The sequence below is a fragment of the Microbacterium sp. KRD172 genome, from assembly GCF_017168295.1.
Taxonomy (GTDB): Bacteria; Actinomycetota; Actinomycetes; order Actinomycetales; family Microbacteriaceae; genus Microbacterium; species Microbacterium profundi.
The window spans coordinates 975,754-1,002,366 of the sequence record NZ_JABFAS010000002.1 but is presented as its reverse complement, the minus strand read 5'-3'; the positions used below and the strand labels follow the sequence as shown (position 1 = coordinate 1,002,366).

At 67.2% G+C, this 26,613-nt stretch carries 24 protein-coding genes and 1 tRNA gene; 5 read left to right on the top strand and 20 right to left on the bottom strand.

Going from position 1 to position 26,613, the window contains the following annotated elements; genetic code table 11:
- Positions 1 to 33: 33 nt before the first annotated feature.
- The 9 genes from J1M43_RS05100 to J1M43_RS05060 form a co-directional block, all read right to left on the bottom strand.
- Complete coding sequence (locus tag J1M43_RS05100) at positions 34 to 1,533, bottom strand: alpha/beta hydrolase (protein WP_206477322.1); 1,500 nt, start codon at positions 1,531 to 1,533, stop codon at positions 34 to 36.
- A 65-nt stretch (positions 1,534 to 1,598) separates the two neighbouring features.
- Positions 1,599 to 2,759, bottom strand: a complete 1,161-nt coding sequence (locus tag J1M43_RS05095; protein ID WP_206476118.1) for a DNA polymerase III subunit delta' — start codon at positions 2,757 to 2,759, stop codon at positions 1,599 to 1,601.
- Between the two features lie 171 nt (positions 2,760 to 2,930).
- The gene (tmk, locus tag J1M43_RS05090) at positions 2,931 to 3,557 is read right to left on the bottom strand and encodes a dTMP kinase (protein ID WP_374058512.1); all 627 of its coding nucleotides are present in this window, start codon (positions 3,555 to 3,557) and stop codon (positions 2,931 to 2,933) included.
- A 6-nt stretch (positions 3,558 to 3,563) separates the two neighbouring features.
- On the bottom strand, positions 3,564 to 6,365 hold the full coding sequence (gene topA / locus J1M43_RS05085) for a type I DNA topoisomerase (RefSeq protein WP_206476116.1): 2,802 nt from the start codon (positions 6,363 to 6,365) through the stop codon (positions 3,564 to 3,566).
- 77 nt (positions 6,366 to 6,442) lie between these two features.
- Positions 6,443 to 6,772: an Rv3654c family TadE-like protein gene (locus J1M43_RS05080; protein WP_033106622.1), complete on the bottom strand. Its 330-nt coding sequence runs from the start codon at positions 6,770 to 6,772 to the stop codon at positions 6,443 to 6,445.
- Entirely contained in the window at positions 6,772 to 7,116 is a 345-nt protein-coding gene (locus tag J1M43_RS05075; RefSeq protein WP_033106621.1) for a TadE family type IV pilus minor pilin, read from the bottom strand. The genes J1M43_RS05080 and J1M43_RS05075 overlap by 1 nt, the downstream gene beginning before the upstream one ends.
- A 33-nt stretch (positions 7,117 to 7,149) precedes the next feature.
- A complete protein-coding gene (locus J1M43_RS05070; protein ID WP_033106620.1) occupies positions 7,150 to 7,347 on the bottom strand; it encodes a DUF4244 domain-containing protein in 198 nt (65 codons plus the stop codon).
- 28 nt (positions 7,348 to 7,375) lie between these two features.
- A complete protein-coding gene (locus J1M43_RS05065) occupies positions 7,376 to 8,293 on the bottom strand; it encodes a type II secretion system F family protein (RefSeq protein WP_307823261.1) in 918 nt (305 codons plus the stop codon).
- On the bottom strand, positions 8,287 to 9,291 hold the full coding sequence (locus tag J1M43_RS05060; protein WP_206476114.1) for a TadA family conjugal transfer-associated ATPase: 1,005 nt from the start codon (positions 9,289 to 9,291) through the stop codon (positions 8,287 to 8,289). Before J1M43_RS05060 ends, J1M43_RS05065 begins: the two co-directional genes overlap by 7 nt.
- A gap of 370 nt (positions 9,292 to 9,661) precedes the next feature.
- On the opposite strand from J1M43_RS05060, the gene acs reads away from it, so the two are divergent.
- The gene (gene acs / locus J1M43_RS05055; protein WP_206476112.1) at positions 9,662 to 11,629 is read left to right on the top strand and encodes an acetate--CoA ligase; all 1,968 of its coding nucleotides are present in this window, start codon (positions 9,662 to 9,664) and stop codon (positions 11,627 to 11,629) included.
- 65 nt (positions 11,630 to 11,694) lie between these two features.
- On the opposite strand, the gene J1M43_RS05050 is transcribed toward acs, so the two are convergent.
- Entirely contained in the window at positions 11,695 to 12,153 is a 459-nt protein-coding gene (locus tag J1M43_RS05050; protein ID WP_033106618.1) for a RidA family protein, read from the bottom strand.
- Positions 12,150 to 12,374, bottom strand: coding sequence for a hypothetical protein (locus J1M43_RS05045; RefSeq protein ID WP_033106617.1), 225 nt, complete (start codon positions 12,372 to 12,374; stop codon positions 12,150 to 12,152). The genes J1M43_RS05050 and J1M43_RS05045 overlap by 4 nt, the downstream gene beginning before the upstream one ends.
- Before the next feature lie 78 nt (positions 12,375 to 12,452).
- Here J1M43_RS05045 and J1M43_RS05040 point away from each other — a divergent pair, with 78 nt between their 5' ends.
- The 4 genes from J1M43_RS05040 to J1M43_RS05025 all read left to right on the top strand — a co-directional run bounded on the left by J1M43_RS05040 (position 12,453) and on the right by J1M43_RS05025 (position 16,965).
- Positions 12,453 to 15,041: a penicillin-binding protein gene (locus tag J1M43_RS05040; protein WP_206476110.1), complete on the top strand. Its 2,589-nt coding sequence runs from the start codon at positions 12,453 to 12,455 to the stop codon at positions 15,039 to 15,041.
- Complete coding sequence (locus J1M43_RS05035; RefSeq protein ID WP_033106615.1) at positions 15,032 to 15,982, top strand: metallophosphoesterase; 951 nt, start codon at positions 15,032 to 15,034, stop codon at positions 15,980 to 15,982. The genes J1M43_RS05040 and J1M43_RS05035 overlap by 10 nt, the downstream gene beginning before the upstream one ends.
- Positions 15,983 to 16,041: 59 nt before the next feature.
- Positions 16,042 to 16,118 (top strand) — tRNA-Pro (locus J1M43_RS05030).
- A gap of 91 nt (positions 16,119 to 16,209) precedes the next feature.
- A complete protein-coding gene (locus J1M43_RS05025) occupies positions 16,210 to 16,965 on the top strand; it encodes an HAD-IIB family hydrolase (RefSeq protein ID WP_033106614.1) in 756 nt (251 codons plus the stop codon).
- 16 nt (positions 16,966 to 16,981) lie between these two features.
- On the opposite strand, the gene J1M43_RS05020 is transcribed toward J1M43_RS05025, so the two are convergent.
- From J1M43_RS05020 to J1M43_RS04980, 9 genes are all read right to left on the bottom strand, one after another.
- Positions 16,982 to 18,238, bottom strand: a complete 1,257-nt coding sequence (locus J1M43_RS05020) for an alpha-hydroxy acid oxidase (RefSeq protein WP_033106613.1) — start codon at positions 18,236 to 18,238, stop codon at positions 16,982 to 16,984.
- Between the two features lie 13 nt (positions 18,239 to 18,251).
- Positions 18,252 to 18,962, bottom strand: a complete 711-nt coding sequence (locus J1M43_RS05015) for a FadR/GntR family transcriptional regulator (RefSeq protein ID WP_033106612.1) — start codon at positions 18,960 to 18,962, stop codon at positions 18,252 to 18,254.
- A gap of 64 nt (positions 18,963 to 19,026) precedes the next feature.
- A complete protein-coding gene (locus tag J1M43_RS05010; RefSeq protein ID WP_033106611.1) occupies positions 19,027 to 19,680 on the bottom strand; it encodes a thymidine kinase in 654 nt (217 codons plus the stop codon).
- Positions 19,681 to 19,689: 9 nt separating this feature from the next.
- Positions 19,690 to 21,120, bottom strand: coding sequence for a malate dehydrogenase (quinone) (mqo, locus tag J1M43_RS05005; protein ID WP_234000803.1), 1,431 nt, complete (start codon positions 21,118 to 21,120; stop codon positions 19,690 to 19,692).
- A 99-nt stretch (positions 21,121 to 21,219) separates the two neighbouring features.
- Entirely contained in the window at positions 21,220 to 22,290 is a 1,071-nt protein-coding gene (locus tag J1M43_RS05000) for an aspartate-semialdehyde dehydrogenase (protein ID WP_033106609.1), read from the bottom strand.
- Between the two features lie 43 nt (positions 22,291 to 22,333).
- Complete coding sequence (locus tag J1M43_RS04995; protein WP_033106917.1) at positions 22,334 to 23,620, bottom strand: aspartate kinase; 1,287 nt, start codon at positions 23,618 to 23,620, stop codon at positions 22,334 to 22,336.
- 92 nt (positions 23,621 to 23,712) lie between these two features.
- Complete coding sequence (locus tag J1M43_RS04990; protein ID WP_033106608.1) at positions 23,713 to 24,330, bottom strand: response regulator transcription factor; 618 nt, start codon at positions 24,328 to 24,330, stop codon at positions 23,713 to 23,715.
- Positions 24,327 to 25,529, bottom strand: coding sequence for a sensor histidine kinase (locus J1M43_RS04985; RefSeq protein ID WP_206476108.1), 1,203 nt, complete (start codon positions 25,527 to 25,529; stop codon positions 24,327 to 24,329). The genes J1M43_RS04990 and J1M43_RS04985 overlap by 4 nt, the downstream gene beginning before the upstream one ends.
- A 136-nt stretch (positions 25,530 to 25,665) precedes the next feature.
- Positions 25,666 to 26,595 (bottom strand): DMT family transporter, encoded by a 930-nt coding sequence (locus tag J1M43_RS04980; protein ID WP_206476107.1) that lies wholly within the window; start codon positions 26,593 to 26,595, stop codon positions 25,666 to 25,668.
- Positions 26,596 to 26,613: the final 18 nt, after the last annotated feature.

The following is a 26,613-nucleotide window of genomic DNA, read 5'->3' as shown; positions in this document are numbered from 1 at the left end:
GGGCTCAATTCGATCCCTGAGCCTGTCGAAGGGTCAGCTGCATTCGAGGTCGGCCTCTGGCACGGCGTCATCGAGGAAGTACGCCTCGACCGCTTCGTCAACGCACGTGTTGCCCTTGTTGTAGCCGGTGTGGCCCTCGCCGACGCGGGTGATCAGCACGCCCTCCTCGAGCTGCGCGGCGAGCGACACCGACCACTCGTACGGCGTCGCCGGATCGTTCGTCGTGCCGACGACGAGGATGGGGCCCGCGCCTTCGGCATTGATCTCACCGCGCGTGCCGGTGGGCGGATACGGCCACACCTCGCACGTGTCGGGGCCGCTCCAGTACGGCGCGATCGTCGGCGCAGCGGCTTCGATCTTCGCCATCGTGGCGTCTTCCGCGGCCTGATCGTTCTCGAGCGGGTAGTCCATGCAGTTGTACGCGGTGAACGCCTCGCTGGAATTCGAGAGATAGACGCCGTCTTCACGTTCGTTGTAGAAGTCGGCGAGGTAGAACGCGCTGTACGGATCGCCCTGCAGCGCTTCGTCGAGAGCCTGAGTGAGGAAGTCCCAGCTGTCCTGGGAGTAGAGCGCGGCGATGATGGCCGTCATCAGCGAGTCGGCGCCGAGCATGCGCCCGTCGTCGTTCTTGAGCGGCGTGCGGTCGACGCTCGCGAGCAGCGCTCCGAGGTCTGCCATGGCCTCATCGACCGTGCCGTTGAACGGGCATGACCCGGAGTCGAGGCAGTCCTGCATGTAGGCGCGCAGCGCCGCCTCGAATCCGATGGCCTGCGTCGCTCCGACCTCGAGGCCGGGAACGGCGGGGTCGATCGCACCGTCGAGCACGAGCCGGCCCGCCTTCTCGGGATACAACTCGGCGTAGGTCGCACCGAGGAACGTGCCGTAGGAGTAGCCGAGGTAGTTCAGTTGCTTGTCGCCGAGCACGGCGCGGATCAGGTCCATGTCGCGGGCCGAGTTCACGGTCGTGATGTACGGCAGGATGCCGTTGCTGTTCGCCTCGCACGCATCCGCGAACGCCTGATCCGCCTTGGTGAGTTCGGCCTCCCACGCATCGGTGCCCCGCGCTGCGGTGGGGATGTCGTAGAGGTACTTGTCCATGTTCGCGGCATCGAAGCAGCTCACAGCGCTGGAGTCGCCGACGCCGCGTGGGTCGAAGCCGATCACGTCGTAGTTCTCGATCAGCTCGGCGCCGACGGCGTAGTCGAGGCTTTCGAGGATGAAGCCACGGCCGCTGCCGCCTGGGCCGCCGGGGTTCGTGAGCAGTGATCCCATCGGCGTACCAGTGGCCTGGTGGCGCACGATCGACAGCTCCATCGTGGCCCCATCCGAAGGGTTCTCCCAGTCCAGCGGAGCCGTGACGTACGCGCAGTCGAAACCTGCCGCTCCCCCGTCGCACTCGGTCCATTCCAGCGTCTGCTCGTAGAACGGCAGCAGCTCGGCCGCGACGCCCTCGGTGTCCGGCGCGTTCGTCGTGGACGGCCTCGGTTCGGCGCTTTCCGGGATGAGCGAGTACAGGCATCCGCTCAGCATCATGGATGCTGCGGCGAGACCCGCGGTGATCGCGACGATGCGTCGCACGCGAGAAGTCTGTCGAGTGGTCACGGTTTCCTCCCGCTCGCGACAGTCACGAGCAAACTCTCCAGGGCGAGCGTCGGGGCGACGTTGCGCTCCAGCGATTCCCGGGTCTCGGCAAGATGGTCAAGAACAACCAGCGTACGTGTCACCGACCACGCGTGAGCCATGGCGCTCAGATCGTCACGCAATTCCCGGTTGATGAGATCTTCGCCTCGGCCGTACTGCAGCATCACGACGTCGCGGAACATCGACTGCAGGTCGGTGAGCACCCTATCGATGCCGTCGCGCAGGCTGCGGGTCGCGCGCTTCTTCTGGTCGTCCTCCAGCGCGGATATCTGTGAGCGCAGCGCAGGCGGAACCGCCTGTCCCTCAGCGATGCCGACCGTGCGCAGCAGACTCGCGCGCTCTGCGGCGTCGCGCTCGGCGGTCAGCGCCTTGGCGTCATCGGTCGCCGCCTGGATGATGTGCCCTGCCACCTCGACCGCACTGCCGACCCCGCGAACCCCGAGCACGGAACGCAGCGTGGTGTCGCGTCTGTGCCGTGCGGCATCGTCGGTCGCCAGGCGCTGCGCCATGCCGATGTGGCGCTGCGAGTGACGGGCGGCTTGCTCTGCCGTGACCTCGTCGGCGCCGGTGCGCTGCACGATCAGCCGCGTGACATCGTCGACATCGGGCTCACGCAGCCGCAGGGGCCGCACGCGGGAGCGGATGGTGGGCAGCAGATCGGCCTCGCTCGGTGCGCAGAGGATCCAGACCGTGTTCTCCGGTGGTTCCTCGAGAGCCTTCAGCAGCACATTCGAGGTGCGCTCGACCATGCGGTCGGCATCTTCCACGACGATGACCCGGTAGCGACCGGCCGACGGTGCGAAGTACGATCTCTCGACCAGCGACCTGGCCTCTTTGATCGTGATGATGACCTTGTCGGTGCGCAGCGCCGTGACGTCGGGATGCGTGCCGGCGAACACCTGCCGCATCGTGTGCTCGTCGTCGGGGCTGTCCGCGACGAGCGCCGCCGCGAACGCATAGGCCAGGGTGGATCGCCCGGATCCTGGAGGGCCGGTGATCAGCCAGGCGTGCGAGAGCGCGGAAGGATCGGATGCCGCGGTGCGAAGAGCTGCGACCGCATCGTCCTGCCCCCAGACGTCCGTCCAAGGGAACGGGGCGAGCGTGACGGCTGGTGGCATGAACTCAGCCTAACTGGAGAGTCAGACAGCCTGTGCGGCGCGCACAGCGCGCGCCTAACTCGGAGAAATGCACCAGCTTCGGAGCCCTACAGGGAATCGCTCCGAAGAAAGCGCAGTTCTCCGAAGTTGGCGCACAGGTTCGCACTTCTATGCGGAATCAGTCGACGTCGATCAGACGAGCCGCGCGACGCGGAGGCGGATGGCTTCTGCGATCTCCTCGGCGGATGCCGCGGCATCCAGCACCAGGAACCGCTCGGGCTCGGCACCCGCGAGCGCGAGGAAGGACTCGCGCACGCGGGTGTGGAACTCGGCCTTCTCGGACTCGAGCCGGTCGAACGGCTTGTCTGCGGAGTCGAGACGGGTCCTCGCAGTCGCAGGGTCGAGATCGAGGAGCAGCGTCAGGTCAGGCAGCGCCCCCTCGGTCGCCCACAGCGACAGCTCTCGCACCTCGGTGGCATCGAGCACGCGTCCGGCGCCCTGGTAGGCGACGGAAGAGTCGAGATAGCGATCCTGCAGCACGATCTCGCCCCGCTCGAGCGCGGGCCGTACGACCGTCGCGACGTGGTGCGCGCGATCTGCCGCATACAGCAGCGCCTCGGCGCGCGGTGCGATGTCGCCGCGGTGATGCAGCACGATGTCGCGGATCAGCTGACCGACCTCGCTGCCGCCCGGCTCTCGCGTGCGCAGCACGGTGTTCCCGGCATCCGTCAGCCACTTCTCGAGCAACTCGGCCTGGGTCGTCTTCCCCGAGCCGTCGCCGCCCTCGAGAGTGATCCACACGCCTGAGCGTTCACTCACCGGCATCTACTTCTTCGCCGCATTCGCGGCACGCGTGGCCGCGGCCTTCTTCGCCGCCGCCGAACGTGCGGCGGCCTTCTCCTCGTCGGTCTTCACCGCAGGCTTCTTCGCGGGCGCCTTCTTGGCAGGCGACTTCTTGGCCGGTGCCTTCTTCGCGTCGCCCCGCTTCGGAGCCGGACCCTTGGCGCGCTTGTCAGCGAGCATCTGCACGGCGATCTCGAACGTGATGTCCTCGGGCTTCTGACCACGCGGAATCGTGACGTTCGTCTCGCCGTCGGTGACGTAGGCGCCGAAGCGCCCGTCGCGGATGCGGATCGGCTTGCCGCTGACCGGATCTGCCTCGAACTCGGCGAGCGCGCTGGAGGCACGGCGGGAACCGGCGCCGTACTTCGGCTGCGCGTAGATCGTGAGCGCCTGCTCGAGGCTCACATCGAAGATCTGCTGTTCGCTCTCGAGCGAGCGCGAGTCGGTGCCCTTCTTCAGGTACGGGCCGTAGCGGCCGTTCTGCGCGGTGATCTCGTCACCGGACTCCGGGTCAGCGCCCACGACGCGCGGCAGGCTCAGCAGAGTCAGGGCGGTGTCGAGGTCGATGTCCTCCACGGACATCGAGCGGAAGAGCGAGGCCGTGCGCGGCTTGGGCGCATCCTTCTTCGCGGTCTTCTTCTTGGGCTTGTCGACGACTTCGCCGGTGGCCTCATCGACCGCGACGTCCTCCTCCGGCAGGTTCTCCTGCACGTAGGGACCGTAGCGGCCGTCCTTCACCACGATGACGCGACCGTTCTCGGGATTCTCGCCGAGAACACGATCACCCGCGACAGGGGCGTCGATGAGCTCCTGCGCCTTCTCCGCTGTCAGCTCGTCTGGCGCGAGGTCCTCGGGAACGTTGACGATGCGCCCCCGCTCGTCGGGCTTCGCGGGGTCGACGACCTCGAGGTAGGGGCCGTACTTGCCGAAGCGCAGTGTGGCGGTGTCGGTGATGGGTGTCGAATTGAGCGCACGTGCGTCGATCTCGCCGAGGTTGTCGACGACCTGACGCAGCCCCACCTGCCCCTCGGTGCCGAAGTAGAACGACTTGAGCCATTCGACGCGCTTCTGCTCACCGCGCGCGATCGCATCGAGGTCGTCTTCGAGGGCGGCCGTGAAGTCGTAGTCGATCAGGTCTGCGAAGTGCTCCTCGAGCAGTCGCACGACGCTGAACGCCATCCAGGTCGGCACGAGCGCCTGTCCGCGCTTGGTCGCGTAGCCACGATCGATCACGGTGCCAATGATGCTCGCGAACGTCGAGGGCCGGCCGATGCCGTGCTCCTCGAGCGCCTTGACCAGCGAGGCCTCGGTGAAGCGCGGCTTCGGGTTGGTCTTGTGGCCCTTGGCCTCAGCATCCGACATCCCGAGCTCGTCGCCGACGGCGACGGCGGGCAGCGACTGGTTGGAGTCGGCGTCGGCGTCAGCGCGCTTCTCATCGCGGCCCTCTTCATATGCCTCGAGGAAGCCCTTGAACGTGTAGACGGTTCCGGATGCCGTGAACTCGGCGACCTCGCCGGCGGCATCGACGGACAGCGTGACCGTGGTGGTCTCGTACTTGGCGTCGGCCATCTGGCTGGCGACCGTGCGCTTCCAGATGAGGTCGTACAGTCGCAGCTCTTCGCGGTCGAGCTCGCCGGAGACGGACGCCGGCTTGCGGAAGTTCTCGCCCGAGGGGCGGATCGCCTCGTGCGCCTCCTGCGTGTTCTTGCTCTTGGACTTGTAGACGCGGGGCTTGAGCGGCACGGCCTTGTCGCCGTAGAGGGCGACCGCCTGGCTCCGTGCCGCCTGCACCGCCTGGGTGCTCAGCGCGACGGAGTCCGTTCGCATATAGGTGATGAAGCCCTTCTCATACAGGCGCTGGGCGACGCTCATCGCCTGCTTCGCGCTCATCGAGAGCTTGCGGCCTGCTTCCTGCTGCAGCGTGGAGGTGGTGAACGGAGCGTACGGGCTGCGCGTGCCGGGCTTCGCCTCGACCTTGGTGACGGTGCCGGCACCTGCGGCGTCGACAGCGTGCGCGAGGGACAGCGCCCTCTTCTCGTCGAGGATGACGACGGCCTTCTTGAGCTTTCCGTTGTCATCGAAGTCGGTGCCACGGGCGAGCTGACCCCCGTCGACGCGAACCAGGCGCACCTTGAAAGCGGTACCGGTCGCGGAGGCGGATGCTTCGACATCCCAGTAGTCGGCGGAGACGAACGCCATGCGCTCGCGCTCCCGCTCGACGATCATGCGTGTCGCTGCGGATTGCACGCGTCCGGCGGAGAGGCCGGTCTTGACCTTGTACCAGAGCACGGGCGAGACATCCCAGCCGTAGAGGCGGTCGAGGATGCGGCGGGTCTCCTGGGCGTCGACGAGCGCGAGGTCGAGCTCACGGGTGTTGCCGACGGCTGCCTGGATCGCGTCCTTGGTGATCTCGTGGAACACCATGCGCTTGACGGGCACCTTCGGCTTCAGCGTCTCGAGCAGGTGCCAGGCGATCGCCTCGCCTTCGCGGTCCTCATCAGTGGCGAGCAGGAGTTCACCGGCATTCTTCAGCGCACGCTTGAGTTCGGCGACGGTCTTCGTCTTGCGATCCGAGACGACGTAGTACGGGTCGAACCCGTTGTCGATGTCGATCGAGTACTTCCCGTACGCGGCCTTGTCGGCGGCGGGGATGTCCTTCTTATCAGCGAGGTCGCGAATGTGGCCGACAGAGCTGAGCACCTCGTAGTCATCACCGAGGTACCCCTGAATCGACCTCATCTTCGTCGGAGACTCGACGATGACGAGCTTCTTGCCTTCAGCCAAGGGTGCGTCCTTTCTTCGAAGCACACCATACACACCACTGTCGTGGTGCATTCACAGCGGAGCCGTGGGTGGAGCCGTCAGAATCCCTCGGGTGGCCCGGCACGGGCTCGGGAGACGGCAGCAAGACCAGCGTACGCCGCCTCGACCTGCACGGTCGCCACCGGCCCCTCCAGCGTGCACGATGTGAGCGTCGCTCCGGATGCCGCGGCCACCCTCGCGGCGAGCGCGCACGGCTCTTCTCCGGTGACGATCGCGCCGGACGACGCGTCGGCGGCCGCGAGTGCGGCAGCGTCTGCTGCGCCCGCGGCGCGTTGCGCCGTGACCGACGCGCCGCCGACGGCGGCGAGTCCCAGCGAGAGGGATGCCGCGACCGCCAGCACGCCGGCGGCGAGCGCGCTGCCGGCCATCAGAGCCCTCCGCTGAGCGCGCAGCTCGATGCGGTCAGCGGGATGCGGATGACGCGCCCCACCACCGCATCGACGCTGGCGCTGACGCAGCTGAGGTCTCCGCTGAGCTCGCTCGACACGTTCGCATCGCTGACAGAGGCCGTCACCGCCGCGTGCGCGGTCGCAGCGCTCTCACCCCGCCCCAGCAGACGGGCTGCGTCGGCCACGGCATCCTGCAGCGATACCTGTCGCGCGGCGGCTCCGAGCGCGCCCGCCCCCAGCAGCAGTGCGAGCACCACCGCCGGGAGCGCGATCGCCAGCTCGGCTGCGACCGATCCGCGCTCCGAGTCGCTCTTCTTCTTCATGAAGTGCTCATCGCTCGTTCACCGCATCGGCGTCTACGAGACCGTGAGCGCACGGCGGACGAGATCAGTCAGGATGCCGCGCACCTCGTCCGAACGCATGATCACGACGAGCAAACCTGCGAACGCGACGGCTGCCATCGTCGTGATGGCGTACTCAGCGGTGGCGGCACCGGATTCGTCGGTGAAGAGCGACGCCGCGCGGCGTCTGGTGAGGGCGGGGATGGTGTTCATCGTGTTCCTTCTTTCTGTTGTGCTGCCGTCAGATCGGCAACGGGGTTGATGACATGACGGAGAGCATGAGCGGCGCGACGCCGAGCAGCAGGAAAGCGGGGAGCGTGCAGACGCCGAGGGGGATGATCAGTTGCGAGGAGAGCTTGGATGCGCGCAGCCGCCCGCGGATGCGTGCGTCGTGACGCTCCTGCGCGGCGGCCGCCCGCAGCAGCTCCCCCGCGGGGACGCCGGCCGCGCGCGACAGCTCGAGTACGCCCCTGGTGTGCGTGCCGCTGATGCGATCGCGCGCCGGGCTGTCGTCGACGAGGCGCAACGAGCGCTCGATGGATGCGCCACCCGACAGTGCCACGGACATGAGTTCGGCATGCATTCCCGGGGTCCCCGGATCCGGCTGCGCCCGCCGGAGAAGGCGACGAGTCCACAGGCGGGCTCCGAGCACGAGCAGCAGGCCGACGATCAGGCAGGCAGTGCCGAGGGGATTGCGGAAGAGCACACCCACTGTGTCGAATCCAAGGGCGAATCCGAGCAGGAGCCCCGCGAGCGGCATCCAGAGCAGCAGCCGCGCGGTGCCGGCCGGCTCTGCGAGAGCGATGCGCACATCGTCAGCAGCAGCCGCCGCATCACGCATCGTCTCAGCGAGCGACCTCAGCACTTCCGCGAGCGGAGCCCCCACGGTCGTCGCGACATCCCACGCGGCGGCGACATCGGCCCACGCCCCGCCCTCGGCCTCGATCGCGTCGACGAGGCCGGCGCCCTCATCGCAACGCGCGACCACGCTCTCCGCATGCACGTCGCCCGAATCGGCGAGATGACGCCAGGCGTTGAGCGGCACCGCGCCCGCCTGCAACAGCACGGCGAGTGTGCGCACCGAGACCGCGGCCTCCTCCGCGCCGGCATCCGCTGCCTTCGCCGGACGCAGCCCGTGCAACGAAACGAGGCTCACCACGGCCGCACTTCCTCGATGTCGAGTCGATCGGCCCGCAGCAGAAAACGTCCGACCTTGGAGATGCGTCGCACGCCGTCACCGCCGCGGGCGAGGTGGATCACGATCGTGAAGGCACTGACTGCCTGCCGCGCCAGTGCCGTTGCGTCCATCCCGGCCAGCGCTCCCAGCGCCTCCAACCGGGCCGGCACGTCGACGAGCCCGCTGGCGTGCAGAGTGCCCGCGCCACCGTCGTGGCCGGTGTTCAATGCGGAGAGCAGTTCACGCACCTCCTCACCACGGCACTCGCCGACGACGAGACGATCAGGACGCATGCGCAGCGACTCGCGCACGAGGCGTGCGAGCGTGATGGAGCCGGCGCCCTCGAGATTCGCCTGCCTGGCTTCGAGAGCGACGTGGTGCGGATGCGCCGGCCGAAGTTCCGCGACGTCTTCTATCGTGACGATGCGCTCGGATGCAGGAACGCTGCGCAGCAGCGCGGTGAGCAGGGTCGTCTTTCCGGTGCCGGTGCCACCGGTGATGAGGATGTTCGCGCGGTCGACTACCAACTGCTCCAGCCACGCCTGCTGCGGCGCATCGAATGCCCCGAGCACGGCCAGAGCACCGAGATCGGCTGCGCGCACGCGTGGAATGCGCACCGACACTGCGGTGCCCGAGGTCGACACCGGGGCGAGCACGGCATGCACTCGGATGCCGGACGCGAGCCGCACATCCACGCACGGTGACTGATCGTCGAGGTGGCGCCCGCCTGCTCCGATCAGCGCGACGGCGAGGTCGCGCACCTCGCGCTCCGATGCCGCCCATCCCGCCACTCGCTCCGCGCCGTCGCCGCGATCCACGAAGAGCCCGTCCGCACCGTTGACGAACACGTCCGTCACCCGAGGATCGGCGCAGTGCTCGGCGAGCGGCCCGAATGCGGCATCCACGTCGGCGGGGAGCGCGCTGGCGCGCTCGTCGGCGGGCACCGCATGACGCGGCTGGATGATGAACGGCTGTGGCATGCCCCGACGCTAGGCGCCGCTGCGTTCCCGTGCGCCCCGGAATCCCACGTGCTGTGCGCAACACGGCACGTCCGCCCGCAGTGCAGAACGACTGCGCACGCTGCGATGGGGGCGGCTTGACACAGAGGAGGGCGGCACCTCACGGGGGGAATGGGATGCCGCCCAGAGGCGTGCCTGATCGGGGGAGGATGGGCACGCCGAGGCCGAATGAATACACGGCTGCGTCGAGTGTACGCAAGGCGACCGTCCTCACAAAACCCGTCCTGCTACCGACTTCCGGCAGTATTGATGCATTGAAGCGCAGACTAGATTCACCGTGTCACGGTCGTGCGTTCTGCACGATCTCGTCCGCCGCAAAGGAGCGCATGCCATGAGCAGCCAGATCGATCACCTCCTCGATGAGACTCGCAGGTTCCCGCCTTCGGATGATTTCGCCGCATCCGCCGTCGCGCGGCCCGAGTTGTACCAGCGCGCCGGCACTGATCGGGAAGCCTTCTGGGGCGAGCAGTCCAGAGACCTGCTGCACTGGCACAAGCCGTTCACGCGCGTGCTCGACTGGTCCACTCCCCCGTTCGCGAAGTGGTTCGACGACGGCGAGCTCAACGTCGCCTACAACTGCCTCGATCGGCACGTCGAAGCAGGCAATGGCGACCGCGTCGCCATCCTCTGGGAGGGCGAGCCGGGCGATTCGCGCCGCATCACCTATGCCGAGCTGACAGACGAGGTCAAGCGCGTGGCGAATGTGCTGTCCGGATTCGGAGTCGGCACCGGGGATCGTGTCGCGATCTACCTGCCGATGATTCCCGAGGCTGTCGCGGCGATGCTCGCCGTCGCCCGCCTCGGCGCCGTCCACTCCGTCGTCTTCGGCGGTTTCAGCGCGGACAGTCTGCGCTCGCGCATCGACGATGCCGGCGCGAAGGTCGTCATCACCGCGGACGGCGGCTATCGCAAGGGTCGCGTCTCGGCGCTCAAGCCGGCTGTCGACCAGGCACTCAGCGACAGAGGCGACGGTGTGCAGCAGACCGTCGAGCATGTCCTCGTCGTCAAGCGCGGTGAGAACGAGGTCGATTGGACCGAAGGCCGCGATCACTGGTGGCACGACGCGGTTCCGGCAGCATCCGCAGAACACGAGGCACAGGCGTTCCCCGCCGAGAGCCCGCTGTTCATCCTCTACACGTCCGGCACCACGGGAAAGCCGAAGGGCATCCTGCACACCTCTGGCGGCTACCTCACCCAGGCCGCGTACACGCACAAGAACGTGTTCGACCTGAAGCCGGAGACGGACGTGTTCTGGTGCACCGCCGACATCGGCTGGGTCACCGGCCACACCTATGTCACCTACGGGCCGCTCGCGAACGGCGCGACGCAGGTGCTCTACGAGGGCACACCCGACGCCCCGCATCCCGGACGCTGGTGGGAGACCATCGAGAAGTACGGCGTGACGATCTTCTACACCGCGCCGACCGCGATCCGCTCGTTCATGAAGATCGGCCGCAGCGTTCCGCGGAAGTTCGATCTGTCGTCCATCCGGCTGCTCGGCTCGGTGGGCGAGCCCATCAACCCCGAGGCCTGGATGTGGTACCGCGAGGTCATCGGCGGCGGCAACGCCCCGATCGTCGACACCTGGTGGCAGACCGAGACAGGAGCCATCATGGTCTCCCCGCTGCCCGGAATCACGGCGACGAAGCCGGGCTCAGCGCAGGTGCCGCTGCCCGGCATCACCATCGACGTCGTCGATGAATCGGGAGAAGAGGTCGGCAACGGCAACGGCGGACTGCTCGTGATCACCGAGCCCTGGCCGAGCATGCTGCGCGGCATCTGGGGCGACCCGGAGCGCTACAAGGAGACGTACTGGGACAAGTTCGAGAAGCAGGGGTACTACTTCGCGGGCGACGGTGCACGCCTGGACGAGGATGGCGACCTGTGGCTGCTCGGACGCGTGGATGATGTGATGAACGTCTCCGGCCACCGCCTCTCCACCGCCGAGATCGAATCATCGTTGGTCGCTCACGAGGCCACCGCTGAGGCCGCCGTGGTCGGCGCGGCGGATGAGACCACCGGCCAGGCCGTCGTCGCGTTCGTGATCATCAAGGAGAGCTACCTCTCCGCGCACGATGCGGCGGGACTCGCGACGCAGCTGCGCCAGTGGGTCGGCGAGCAGATCGGCGCGATCGCCCGCCCCCGCGACGTCTACATCGTCGGCGAGCTGCCCAAGACCCGCTCCGGCAAGATCATGCGCCGGCTGCTGCGCGACGTCGCGGAGGGCCGCGAGGTCGGCGACACCACGACGCTGGCAGACACCGCCGTCATGAGCATCATCTCTGCACAGGTCAAGTAACCGGGATGCGAAGAAGGTCCCCGCACTCACGGTGCGGGGACCTTCTTCGCGTAGAGACGAAATGCTCAGGCGAGGGTGAAGGTCACCTCGACCTCGACGGGGCTGTCCAGAGGCAGCACGGCGACGCCGACTGCGGCGCGTACGTGCTGTCCGGCGTCGCCGAATATCTCGCCGAGCACGTCGCTCGCCCCGTTGATGACGCCGGGCTGGCCGGTGAAGGCCGGATCGGATGCGACGAAGCCGCCGACGCGCAGCACGCCGCCGATCTTCTCCAGCCCGCCTGCGGCGGCGGCTGCTGCGGCGAGAGCGTTCAGCGCGCAGGTGCGCGCGTAGACCTTGGCATCGTCAGCGGTGACTTCTACGCCGACCTTTCCGATCGCGGGCAGCGCACCGGATGCGAACGGCAGCTGACCGGAGGTATAGACGAGTCCGGCGTGCACGATGGCGGGGACGTAGGCCGCTACGGGGGCGGCCACGTCGGGCAGCTCTATCCCGAGCTCACTCAGCCGTGCTGCGATGCTCATGCGGCACCGCCATCGAACTGGCGCGACGCCTGCGCTGCAGCCGCGAGGCCCGCACTGTTCGACCCGTCCTGCGACACGGGTCGCTTGAAGTAGGCGACGAGGCCTCCTTCAGGTCCTTGGACGACCTGCACGAGCTCCCAGCCCTGCTTTCCCCAGTTGTTGAGGATCGCGGCGGTGTTGTGGATCAGCAGCGGGGTGGTGAGGTACTCCCACGTGGTCATGGCACTCCTGCGGTCAGAGACGGTCGACACGTCGAGCGTCAAAGGCGGTATTCAGGGAACTCCCCTACGATCTAGCGTATGCCTCAGAAGAATCGCACGGCGAAAGGCGTGCTCGGCGGCCTTCTCGGTCTGATCGGGCTCAGCGCTGTCGCCGGGATCCTGGTGACCGCGACGGTCACGCCCGCGCTCGCCGTCGCCGGAGCCGCCGGATCCCAAGCCCTCGATCTGTTCGAGAACCTGCCGTCGTACCTGAAGCCGGACGCACCGATGGAACCGAGCAAGTTCTACGCGATCGGCTATGACGGCCAGCCTGTGCAGATGGCGACGTTCTTCGATCAGAACCGCACGCAGGTGGAGTTCGACCAGATCTCCCCGATCATGTACGACGCCATCCTCTCCAGTGAAGACAAGGGCTACTACGAGCACGGCGGCGTGAACCTCGGGGCGACGGCGAAGGCCCTGATCGACAACGTGCGCGGCACATCGTCACGCGGCGCATCCACGATCAGCCAGCAATACGTGAAGAACGTGCTCGTGCAGCAGTGCGAGCAGAAGGTGCTGCCCGGCGACAAGAACTACGCGGACAAGACCGCCCAGTGCTGGCTGGACGCGACCAACGCCCGTGGAACCGACGGCATCGAACGCAAGCTGCAGGAGATGCGCTACGCCATCCAGATCGAGAAGGACTACTCGAAGAACGAGATCCTGCTCGGCTACCTCAACATCGCCAGCTTCGGCGGCACTGTCTACGGCATCGAGGCAGCCGCGAACTACTACTTCAGTGCCAGCGCATCGAATCTGACGATCGCGCAGGCGGCAACGCTCGCCGGCATCGTGCAGAATCCGAACCGGTACCGCATCGACAAGGAGGGTGGTTCCGCCACCGACGACGCCGGTAACGCGGTGAACAGCAAGGAAGACGGCTATTCGCTGACGAAGGTGCGCCGCGACTACGTCATCAATCGCATGTACGCAGACGGCAAGATCACCGAAGCGCAGCATGCCGCGGCGCTCGAGGAGCCGATCGTCCCGGCACTGAATGCGCCGGCGCAGGGGTGCGCAGCCGCCCAGAACAACGCCTATTTCTGCAAGTACGTCGAGAGCGTGGTTCGCAACGACCCGGCTTTCGGGGAGAGTGCTGAAGAGCGCGTGAAGGCGCTTCAGCGCGACGGCCTGGATATCTACACCTCGCTGGATCTGCGCATTCAGGACCCTGCCGTGGCAGCCCTCAAGGACCGGGTGCCGGCGAACTACGACAACCAGTACTTCGGCGGTGCCGGTGTCACGATCGAACCCGCCACAGGGCGAATCCTCGCGATCACGCAGAACACGACCTTCAAGGAGACTCCGACCGACGATCAGGCGTTCTCGAGTCTTGTGTACGCCGCGGACTACGCCCACGGCGGATCCGCAGGGTTCCCGGTCGGATCGACGTACAAGTTGTTCACGCTGATCGACTGGCTCGAGACCGGGCGCTCCGTCAACGAATCGATCAACGGCCGCCACCAGACGTTGAAGATGAACGTATGCGACGGGCAGACGCAACCCGTCGATACCAGCGAGGTCAACAACTTCAACAACAATCCCGGCTACTACGGCACCCCGATGCGCTTCACGAAGGACTCGCTCAACTCGGGTTACTTCGCCATGGCATCCAAGCTGGAGATCTGCGACATCAACGCCGTCGCCGATCGCATGGGGGTCACGACCTGGGACCCCGATAACCAGAAGGTCGCGAAGACGACGGACACCAACCTGCCTTACAACGTCCTCGGGGACAAGTACATCGCACCGCTCGATATGGCCGGCGCTTATGCCACCGTCGCCAACAAGGGCGTCTACTGCGAGCCGAAGGCGATCGACCGGGTGGTCAACCAGAAGGGCGAGGAGCAGCCCATCCCCGAGACGTCATGCTCGCAGGTCATCTCTCCTGAGGTCGCGGCCACTGCTGCATATGCGCTTCAGGGAGTCATGGACTCCGGTGGTACCGGTCAGAACGCCAACCCGTTCGACGGCACGCCCCTCATCGGAAAGACCGGCTCGCACCAGACATACGCGACGATGATGATCGAGGCCAGCACCAAAGCAGCATCTGCCGTGTACATCGGCCGCACCGAGGGCGACGCGAACATCTGGAACGAGTGGTACAACGACAACCAGCTGCAGAACATCCGCTACGCCGTCGCCCGCGATATGCAGGCCGCAGCGAACGCCGTACTCGGCGGCGGCGACGAGTTCCCCCCGCCGGACAACAACCTCACCCGCCGGGTGCTGGTCGATCTGCCCAGCGTCGTCGGCCAGAGCGTGGCGGACGCGACTGCGACGCTCGAGGGTGCGGGCTTCTCGGTGAACGTCGGTGCCCCCGTCGACAGTGATGCTGCCGAGGGCATCGTCGCCGCGCAGGATCCTGGTGCAGGTCAGACATCCAGCGGCGCCACTGTCACGATCTCGCCGAGCAACGGACAGGGTGCGACGGTTCCCGACGTCGCCGGACAGGGGCTCGCTGATGCCGTCGAAGCGCTCAAGGCCGCCGGTTTCACCTCAGTGACCCCGCATGCGTCATGCTCCGCCGGTGACGACGACGACAAGAAGACGGTGACGAGCACCACCCCTGCAGCCGGAACCGCCACTAAGAAGTCGACTGCAGTGACAGTCAAGTGCTCGTAGCGGGTCAGCGCACCGCCCACCCGGCCCTCATCGCGCTCGGCGCGGTGGGGGCCGTCGGCGCCGCCTGCGCGGTATGGGGCATCGGCATCGAGCGCTACCTGTTCACCGTCAGGGAGGCCTCAGTCAAGGCTCTGCCCCCGGGGTCGCCGTCGATCCGGATCCTGCACGTCTCCGATGCCCATATGGCACCGTGGCAGCACCGCAAGCAGGACTGGCTCTCGTCGCTCGCCGAACTGGAGCCCGACCTCATCGTCAACACCGGCGACAATCTCGGTCACCGCGACGGCCTGCAGGGCATCCGTCGCTCTTTCGACGCGTTCGCGGGCATCCCGGGCGTGTTCGTGCACGGCTCGAACGATGTCTACGGGCCCTCGCCGCGCAATCCGCTGCGTTACTTCGCCGGGCCTTCGAAACGCCACCAGGAGCCTGAGCACCTCGACACGGATGCGCTCGACGCGTACTTCATCGATGAGCTCGGCTGGACCGATCTCAACAACACGGCCGCGCGGCTGAAGGTCGCCGGCACCGACGTCGACCTGTTCGGCGTCGACGACGCGCACCGCGACTGGGACGAGCTCGAGGCCGTGCCGGCTGCCATCGAGTCACTCGGTGCTCGTGATGAGAACGCTCCCCTGCTGGGTGTCACGCATGCGCCGTACCAGCGCGTGCTCAACACGTTCACCGACCTCGGCGCGCAGGCGATCTTCGGCGGGCACACGCACGGCGGCCAGGTCTGCCTGCCCGGTTTCGGCACGCTGGTCGCGAACTGCGACATCCCGCTGAAGCAGGCCAAGGGCCTCAGCACCTGGACGCACGACGGACGCAGCATCCCGCTGAACGTCAGCGCCGGCTGCGGCCACTCGATCTACGCTCCGGTACGCTTCGCCTGCCGTCCGGAGACGACTCTCCTGACGCTCACGGCGCGGGACACGCCCGCGTGAGATGAGAGAGCGTCGATTCGGCGCAGCGCCCGTTTCCCTGTAGACTCAAACGGTTGCAACGGGGTGTGGCGCAGCTTGGTAGCGCGCTTCGTTCGGGACGAAGAGGCCGCAGGTTCAAATCCTGTCACCCCGACCACTGTTGCAAGAAGGCCGTCCCACCGGGGCGGCCTTCTTCACTTCGTGGCCGGAACGAATGCCTCGCCTCGCTCGCCTACGCTGGAGACATCATGACCACTCCCCGCCTCGTCGCATTCGACCTCGATGACACCCTCGCTCCGTCCAAGAGCGCCATCGATCCTCGGATCGCCACTCAGTTGCTCGAGCTCCTGCGCCGCGTGGACGTCGCGATCATCTCCGGCGGTAACGAACAGCAGTTCCGCACTCAGGTGATCTCTCAGCTCGGCGATGCCGATGCGACGGATCTCGGCCGCCTGCATCTGCTGCCGACGTGCGGCACACGGTACCTCCGCCACGACGGCGTCGGGTTCGACACCGTGTACGCGCACGACCTCTCGGACGAGCAGAAGTCCGCCGCACTGAAGGCGCTTCGTGAAGAGGCGGAACGCCTCGGACTGTGGGAGCAGAACCCCTGGGGCGAGATCCTCGAGGACCGCGGCTCGCAGATCACCTTCTCGGCGCTCGGGCAGAAGGCCCCGCACGAGGCGAAGCAGGCATGGGATCCGACCGGCGCCAAGCGCGGGCTGCTGCGTGCTGCGGTGGCGGCTCGTCTTCCTGAACTCGAGGTGCGCTCTGGCGGTTCGACCTCGATCGACATCACCCTCGCGGGCATCGACAAGGCGCACGGTATGAAGGCTCTCGCCGAGCACACCGGCATCCCGCTGAGTGACATGCTGTTCTACGGCGATCGCCTCGACGAGGGCGGCAACGACTATCCGGTCAAGGCGCTCGGCGTCCGTTCGATCGCCGTCACCGGGTGGGAGCACACGACGACCGAACTGGACGCGCTGATCCCCACGCTGTAGCGCGCGTCGACGAAGCTCAACCCGACACCGGCACGAGTCGCGTGAGCTGCGTCACATGCCCGGGCTCGAGCTCGGCGAGGGACGCGACGCCGAGCAGACGCATGGTGCGCTCGATCTCGGTGCGCAGGATGGCGATCGTGCGATCCACGCCCTGGCGTCCGCCCGCCATCAGCCCGTACAGGTACGCGCGCCCGATGAGGGTGAAGTCTGCACCGAGAGCGACGGATGCCACGATGTCGGCGCCGTTCATGATGCCGGTGTCGACCATGACGGTGAAATCGTCGCCGACCTCCTTGCGGACGTTCGGCAGCAGATGGAAGGGGATGGGCGCCCGGTCGAGCTGACGACCGCCGTGATTCGACAGCACGATGCCGTCGACGCCGGCATCGCGCAGTCGCACCGAGTCCTCGACGTTCTGCACGCCCTTGATGACGATCTTGCCCGGCCACAGGTCGCGGATGACGGCCAGGTCGTCGTAGCTGATCGTCGGGTCCATCGCAGCATCCAGCAGTTCACCGACCGTGCCACCCGTGGTGCTGAGGGAGGCGAACTCGAGCTTCGGCGTGGTGAGGAAGTCCCACCACCACCAGGGGCGGGGAATCGCATTGACGATCGTACCGAGCGTGAGCTGCGGCGGGATCGAGAATCCGTTGCGCTTGTCGCGCAGACGCGCGCCGGCGACCGGGGTGTCGACCGTGAACTGCAGAGTGTCGAATCCCGCGCCAGCAGCGCGACGGGTGAGCTCGTAGGAGATCTCGCGGTCGCGCATGACGTACAACTGGAACCAGTTGCGTCCGGGGATCGGTCCCTGCCGCTCTCGAAGGGTCGCCGCTTTCACGCCCTCGATCGACGTGGTGCCGAGCGTGGAGAGCGTGAACGGGATGCCGGCGGCCGCTGCTGCGCCCGCGCCGGCTTCTTCGCCCTCGGTCTGCATGAGACGGGTGAAGCCGGTCGGAGCGATGCCGAAGGGCAAGGCGCTCGGCCCGCCGAGGATGTCGACCGAAGTGTCGACGTCGGGCGCCGGCTTGAAGATGCCAGGGTGGAACTCCACGTCCTGGAACGCCTGTCGCGCGCGCGTCAGCGACAGCTCGCCCTCCGCGGCGCCGTCGGTGTAGTCGAACGCAGCCTTGGGTGTGCGGCGCTTCGCAATCGTGCGCAGGTCGCCGATCGTGAGGGCCGCGTCGAGGCGGCGCTTGCGTCCGTCCAGCTCCGGCTTCTTGAACTTCATGAGCTCGAGGAGCTCCGAGGGCTTGGGTACCTGGCGGGTGACCATGGGCCTCTTCCTTTCAGTGGGTGGGACGATCGGCGGTGAGACCGGCCGCGGTGTAGTAGCCGGTGATGTGGTCATGGACGAGGGTGCGCGCTGACTCCGCGTCTCCCCCGTCGATCGCAGCGATCAGTGCACGGTGCTCGTGCCGCAGCCGGATCGCCATCGCATCCCAGTCGTCGATGGATGCGGAGCCGGTGAGCACGTACGACTCGATGGATGTGCGCAGTCCCGCCATCATCGCGGCGATCACGGTGTTGCCGCTGGACTCGGCCAGCGCAAGATGCATCTGTGCGTCGAGCGCGAGGAACTCGCCGGTCGTGAGTCCCTCGGCATCCATCGCGTCGAGCATCCGGTGCGCGGCGCCGGTGTCGCGCGCGGGGTTCGATGCGAGGTCGGACACGACGGCGTCCTCGAGCACGAGACGGGTGCGCACGACGTCTGCCAGAGCGAAGCCCTGTGCGGCCACCTGAAGACGCAGCAACGCTGACATGCCACCGGAGGGCGTCGCGATCACGATCGCGCCTGCCTGCGGCCCTGAACCGGTCGCCGTGCGGATCAGGCCCATGACCTCGAGCACGCGCAGCGCCTCGCGGACGCTGGAGCGGCCGACGCCGAGGTCGGCGGAGAGATCCCGCTCTGATCGAAGCCGGTCACCTGGACCGATTCGACCGTCGAGCAGGTCGTGCTCGATACGCTCGAGCACCGTCTCCCATGCCCGTTCCGTCACGACACCTCCTGTGGTCTGACCACAGCGTACATCGCGTGGTCTGACCACACAAACGCGATGCGGCTCAGCCCAGGCGCCCGCCGGATTCCTGCAGGTAGCAGTCGCCGCACAGTGACTCATAGGTGACGACATCGGCCGGCGCACCGGCAGCCGCGCCCTCGTCGATCGCGACCTGATCGCCGTCGAACACGAAGCGGCCGTTGATCACCCGCCCGTTGAAGACGGCCTTGCGGCCGCAGCGGCAGATCGTCTTGAGCTCCTCGAGCGAGTGCGCGATGGCGAGCAGCCGCGCAGACCCGGGAAAGGCATGCGTCAGGAAGTCGTTGCGGATTCCGTAGGCCATCACCGGGATGCCGTCGACCACCGCGATCCGGAACAGATCATCGATCTGCGCAGGTGTGAGGAACTGCGCCTCATCGACGAGCAGGCACGCCACATCGATGGGCTCGCCGGGGATCAACCCCTCGTCGTTGCGCTGCCGCATCCGCTCGCGTTCACGCTGGAACAGCGCGCGGGCGTCACCGTCGGGCGGGATCAGGAAATCGACCTCGCGGGTCATGCCGAGTCGGCTCTCCACCTGGCTCGCGCCCTTGGTGTCGATCGCCGGCTTCGCGAGAAGCACGTGTTGTCCGCGCTCCTCGTAGTTGTACGCGGCCTGCAGCAGTGCTGTCGACTTACCGGAGTTCATCGCCCCGTAGCGGAAGTACAGCTTCGCCACGGTGCGCTGCTACCTCGAGATGCCGAGCGCGGCCGCCGTCGCTGTCATCGACTCGTCCGCCGCGGCCTCGTTCTCGTTCAGCTTCTGCCCGTACGTCGGGATCAGCTCGCGCAGCGCGGGCTCCCATCCGGCGTACTGCTCGGGGAAGCAGGTCTTCAACAGGCTGAGCATGATCGGGACCGCGGTCGACGCTCCGGGCGATGCGCCGAGCAGCCCTGCGATCGAACCGTCGGCAGCAGAGACGACCTCGGTGCCGAACTGCAGCACCCCGCCCTTCTCGGCATCCTTCTTCATGACCTGCGCCCGCTGGCCGGCATCGATGAGCGACCAGTCCTCGTCCTTGGCCGTGGGCATGAAGACGCGGAGGCCGTCGACCTTCTTGCGGTGGTTCTTCAGCAGCTCGCCGACCAGGTACGTGATCAGGTCGGGGTTGGCGAAGGCCACCCGCAGCATCGGCCAGAGGTTGTGGGTGCGCACCTGGCTGACGATGTCGAACATCGAGCCGTTCTTGAGGAACTTCGGGCTGAACGTCGCGAACGGGCCGAAAAGCAGAGATGCCTCGCCGTCGACGACACGCGTGTCCAGGTGCGGCACTGACATCGGCGGAGCGCCGACGGATGCCTGGGAGTAGACCTTCGCCTTGTGCTGCGCGACGATGGCGGGGTTGGTGGTCTTGAGGAACTGCCCGCCGATCGGGAAGACGCCGTAGCCCTTGATCTCGGGGATGCCGGAACGCTGCAGCATCTTCAATGCCCAGCCGCCCGCGCCGACGAACACGAACTTCGCGTTGAGCTCGCCTGGCGTGCGTCCCAGCGCCCGCTGATACGAGACCTTCCAGCTGCCGTCCGTCTGCTTCTTGAGCTTTCGCACCTCTTGGTTCGTGCGCAACTCCACGCCGCTGGCCGCGAGATGATCGAAGAGCTGGTGTGTCAGCGCGCCGAAGTCGACATCGGTGCCTGCCGGAACCCTGGTCGCCGCGAACGGCTCGCCCTTGCGTCGCTTCTGCATCAGCAGGGGCGCCCACTGGTTGATGACGCGGGAGTCCTCGCTGTACTCGATGCCCTCGAACAGCGGCTGCTTCTTGAGCACCTCGTAGCGCGCCTTGAGGTAGGCGACATCCTTCTCGCCGCGCACGAATGTCATGTGCGGGGTGGCGTTGATGAACGTCGAGGGCTCATCGAGCACGCCCTTTTCCACCAGCGAGGACCAGAACTGGCGGCTCTGCTGGAACTGCTCGTTGATCGAGACGGCCTTGGCCGGATCCAAGGGCCCGCCGTCGTTCTTCGGCATGTAGTTCAGTTCGCAGAGCGCGGCATGGCCGGTGCCTGCGTTGTTCCAGGGGTTGGAGCTCTCCTGGGCGACATCAGAGAGTCGCTCGAAGGCGACGATCTTCCAGTCTGGCTGGAGTTCGTGCAGCAGAGTGCCCAGTGTGGCGCTCATGATGCCACCACCGATGAGGACGACGTCGACGGATTCAGTCACCGGACCAGTCTAGTTCGCACGCCGCGCACCGCGAACCACGCCGGGCTCCCTGAGCGGCTACGCCGCGACGGTGAGACGAGCGCCGACGATCTCGGCGATCTGGACCGCGTTGAGCGCCGCCCCCTTGCGGAGGTTGTCGTTGCTGATGAACAGCACGAGCCCCTTGTTCTCGGGCGCGGACTGATCGGCGCGGATGCGACCGACATAGCTCGGATCGCTGCCTGCGGCCTTCAGCGGCGTCGGGACCTCGTCCAGCTCGACGCCGGGAGCCGCTGCGAGCACCTCGGCCGCGCGCTGCGGCGTGATGTCGCGCGAGAACTCTGCGTGGATGGACAGCGAGTGCCCGGTGAAGACCGGAACGCGTACACAGGTTCCGGCCACACGGAGATCGGGCAGCTCGAGGATCTTGCGGCTCTCGTTGCGGAGCTTCTTCTCCTCGTCGGTCTCGTTGAAGCCGTCGTCGACGATGGAGCCCGCAAGCGGGATGACGTCGAACGCGATGGGTGCGACGTACTTCTCCGGCGCGGGGAACTCGATCGCCGAGCCGTCGTGCACGAGCTGCAGGACGTCGCCCTGCGCGAGCGCCGCCTCGACCTGACCGAGCAGTTCCTGCGCACCGGCGAGGCCGGAACCGGAGACCGCCTGGTAGGTGCTGACGATGAGTCGCTCGAGACCTGCTTCGAGCGCCAGCGGCTTGAGAACGGGCATCACTGCCATGGTCGTGCAGTTCGGGTTGGCGATGATGCCCTTGGGCCGCTCATCGATCGCATGCGGGTTCACCTCGCTGACCACGAGCGGGACCTCTGGATCGTTCCGCCAGGCGCTGGAGTTGTCGATCACGACGGCACCGGCGGCGGCGAAGCGCTCCGCATACGCACGGCTCGCCGTGGCACCAGCCGAGAAGAGCGCGATCTCGATGCCCGTGGCATCGGCCGTCTCGACGTCCTCGACGACGACGTCCACGCCGGCGAACTCGATGGTCTTGCCGGCGGAACGAGCGGACGAGAACAGCCGCAGCTCGCGGATCGGGAATGACCGCTCCGCGAGGATCTCTCGCATCACGGTGCCCACCTGGCCGGTGGCGCCGACGATGGCGACGGAATGTCCTGAATCGGAGATACGGGTCATGAAAGGCTCTTCCTACGGGGTTTGGGCGAGTCTATCGCGGGTCTCAGCGGCCGGTGCCGGCATGGACGACGGCGTCGTCCTCACCGTCGAGACCGTACGCGGTGTGCACGATGCGGGCCGCGTCGGCGAGGTCAGAGCCGCGCAGCACCACCGAGATGCGGATCTCGGAGGTCGAGATCATCTCGATGTTGATGCCCGCGGTCGACAGTGCCTCGAACAGCGTCGCGGAGACGCCGGAGTGCACCCGCATGCCGGCACCGACGACCGAGAGCTTGCCGATCTGGTCGTCGTGGATGAGGCTGTCGAAACCGACGTCCGACTGCTCGGCCGCGAGAGCCTTGAGCGCCGTGGCGGCATCGCCCTTCGGCAGCGTGAACGAGATGTCGGCACGACCGGTCGCAGCCACCGAGACGTTCTGCACGATCATGTCGACGTTCGCACCGGATTTGGCGACGATCTTGAAGATCTCGGCCGCTTTCCCCGGAACGTCCGGCACGCCGACGACGGTGATCTTGGCCTGCCCCAGTTCGGTGGCGACACCGGCGACGATCGGCTCTTCCATGACTTCTCCCTCGGCTTCGCGAGGGTTCTTCATGCCCTCGCCCAGAACGTATGTGCCTTCGCTCGATGAGAACGTCGAGCGTGCGTGGATGAGCACGCCGTGACGGCGTGCGAACTCGACGGCGCGGATGTAGAGCACCTTCGCTCCGTTCGCAGCGAGCTCGAGCATCTCCTCGCTGGAGACGTGATCGAGCTTCTGCGCACGCGGGATGACGCGCGGGTCAGCTGTGTAGATGCCGTCGACGTCGCTGTAGATCTCGCAGACGTCGGCGTCGAGAGCTGCGGCGAGCGCGACAGCGGTGGTGTCAGAGCCGCCGCGTCCGAGAGTGGTGATGTCGCGGGTGTCGCGGTTGAACCCCTGGAAGCCGGCGACGATCACGATCGCGCCCTCGTCCAGAGCCTCGCGCAGGCGGATCGGGGTGACATCGACGATGCGCGCCGACCCGTGGTGGTCATCGGTGATCATGCCGGCCTGGCTGCCGGTGAACGAGCGCGCATCGAACCCCATGGAGTGGATCGCCATCGCCAGCAGAGCCATCGAGATGCGCTCCCCGCTGCTCAGCAGCATGTCCATCTCGCGGGGCGCGGGAATCGGGGCGACTTCGTTCGCGAGTTCGAGCAGCTCGTCTGTGGTGTCGCCCATCGCACTCACGGCGACGACGACATCGTTGCCGGCGCGACGCGCGTCGACGATGCGCTTGGCGACGCGTTTGATGCTCTCGGCGTCGGCGACGGATGAGCCGCCGTACTTCTGCACAATGAGGGCCAACGTACACTCCCAGGGATCTCGGGCAGATCCGCCCACGGCCATTGTACTTTCGACGCGTATTCCACTCAGCGCATGTGACGCTCTCGCAGTCTTCAGAGCAGGCCGAGCCGGCGTGCCTCACTCGCGGCGGCCGTGCGGCTGGCGACCCCCAGCTTCTCGAGCAGGTGCACGATGTGGGTCTTGACCGTGGACTCGGAGATGAACAGCCGTGCGGCGATCTCCTTGTTCGCGGCTCCCTCGTCCACCTGCATCAGCACATCGCGTTCGCGTTCGGTGAGTGTCACGCGCGGGGCACGCAGCGCGGCGATCAGGCGTTCGTCACCTCCGGGGGTGAGCACCATGGCACCGGATGCCGCGTCGATGATCGCGCGCGCGATCGTGTCGTTGTCGACGTCCTTGAGCAGATAGCCCGCGGCCCCGGCTTCGAGCGCACGGATGATCTGCGCGTCATGGTCGAAGGTCGTGAGGATCAGCACGGCGGGGGCATCCGGCATCCGCCGCAGTGCCGCCGTGGTCTCGACACCGTCGATGCCCGCTCCCAGCCGTAGATCGCACAGCACGACATCGGGTCGCAGATCGGATGTCACTGCGAGTGCTTCCTCGCCGGTGGAGGCCTCCCCGACGACGGTGAAACCACGCGACTCGACGATGGAGCGCAGGCCGGCCCGCACGACCGGGTGATCGTCGATCAGCAGCACGCGGATGCTCATGCCTGCGCCTCCCCGGGGACGGAGGAGACCGGAACCGCGGAGACCGGAACCGAAGCGATGAGGACCGTCCCCTCCCCTGTCGCAGAGCGCACCTGGAGGTCGCCGGCGAACTCGTGCAACCGTGAGCGCATCGCGGAGAGACCGTACGACGATCCGCCCGGCGCGGCCGCGGGCTCTGAGAATCCCACGCCGTCATCCGCCACGGTCAGCCGCGCAGATCCTTCGGCCATCGCGAGTCCGACGCGCACGGCGTTGGCGTCGGAATGCTGGCGCACGTTCGCGAGCGCGGATTGTGCGACGCGCAGGAACACCACCTCGACCGGCGTGGGCAGTGCGGACAGGGCAGGGTCGATCTCGAGCGAGACGTCGATACCCGTGTCGGAGCGCAGGGCGTCCAGCATCCGCTCGATCGCCGCCGCGAGCGCCGATCCTTCCAGTTCCGCCGGCGCGAGGGCTGCGACGATGCGGCGCAGGTCGGTCAACGAGTGCTGAGCGAGGGATTCGATCTGCGGCATCCGCTCGACATCCTCGCTGCGCGCCAGTATCGCCATCGAGCTGAGCTCCTGGGCGATCGTGTCGTGCAGGTCGCGGGCGAGCCGGGTGCGCTCGTGCGTCGCGCCGGCCTCTCGCTGAGTCTGCGCGAGTTCCTCCTGCAAGGCGGCCATCTCGTCTCGGGCACGCACCAGCGACGCGATGAGCCGGTCGCGCTCGACCGCATCGCGCAGCAACGCGTCGTAGCCGAGCGAGATCGCGAGCGCGAACCCGCCGCCGAGCAGAGGACCGGCGATGTGCGCGAACGTGATCGATGACTGATGCAGGATCGGCGCGAGGATCGCCGCGGCCAGCACCGGCACGGCGAACGCGATCGACGCCCATGCGCGCAGCAGATGCCCGGCGAGCAGCAGCAGCGGGAACGACAACCACACGAACTCGGCGGAGACTGCGAGCATGACGAACCAAATGGCGCCGAGACCGAACAGCCACCAGCGGGCGAAGCGCCCGCTGGCGAACGCCGCCCCTGCGCCGTACCAGCCGAGGAAGATTCCCGGCAGCATCAGAGCGGGCAGCAGCGGCACGCCCACCGCCGCGGCGCGGAATGCCGTCACGACAGCCAGCAGCACCGTGATCAGGTGCAACGCGAAGCGCGCGGACCGCAGCATCCGACCCCTCAGGGGATCTGCGACGGTCAGCTCGGACATGATCCGATTCTCCCTCTATCTCGCGCGGGATGCCGGACGGCAAGATCGATCATTCGATGGATCCCGTTCCTGGAAGCGGCGATCGGGCTGAAGACGTGACTTCTGACGCTGTTTCCCGCACCGCTTCCCGCGCTGCTCAGCCTGCGGAAGGCGATCCGTCGGGCATGACCGGAGGGCGGGCGCGAAGGCGCCCGCCCGTCGCGGCGAACCAGCATCCGGCGAGGATCACGGGAAAGCCGATGAGCAGCCCAGGGGTCACCGGCTCGGAGAGGACGATCGCTCCGAGCACGATCGCGACGACGGGGTTGATGTAGGTGAACAGGGGCGCTCGCACCGGTCCGACTTCGCGGATCAGCGCGAAGAAGGCGATGAACGCGACCGCCGTGCAGATGACACCGAGCAGCACCAGCGACACCGTCGAACGGATCGTCGGCACCTCGTGCTGCGTGAGAAGCGCGGCAGGCAGGTAGCCGAGGCCGATCGCGAACAGTGCGAGCGTGATGGTGCCGATCGAGGGGACGTCTGCGAGCTTGTGGACGATGATGAACGGCGCGATGGCGTACAGCAGCGCAGTGAGCAGGATCTCGCCGATCGCGAAGACGCTGGCCTGACCGTGCGGGAACAGCCCGGGTCCGGCCACGACGATTGCGACACCGATGAAGCCGAGCAGAAGTCCGCCCAGGCGCACTGGCGCGAGCACGGTCCGGTCGCCCCGCAGCAGCGCGATGATGACCGCGAACAGCGGCACGGTCGCGACGAGCAGCCCGGTGACCCCTGAGGGCAGCTGCGTCTCGGCGTGGCTGAGCAGCAGGAACGGACCCGCCATCTCGACCAGTCCGAATGCGAGTACCCACGGCCAGTGCCGCCAGGCCGCCTTCAGCGCCCCGCTGCGGATCGCGAAGGGCAGCAGGATGAGTCCGCCCAGCAGCGTGCGTCCGGCGACGACGGCCGGCGGGGTGAACGACTGCACCGCCTCCTTGATGAAGAGGTAGGTGATGCCCCACACGAAGGCCACGATCGCGAAGAGGATCCAGCCTCTTCGCGTGAAGCCTCCGCCGGGGTTCATCCGGCCGCTGCCGCGGCG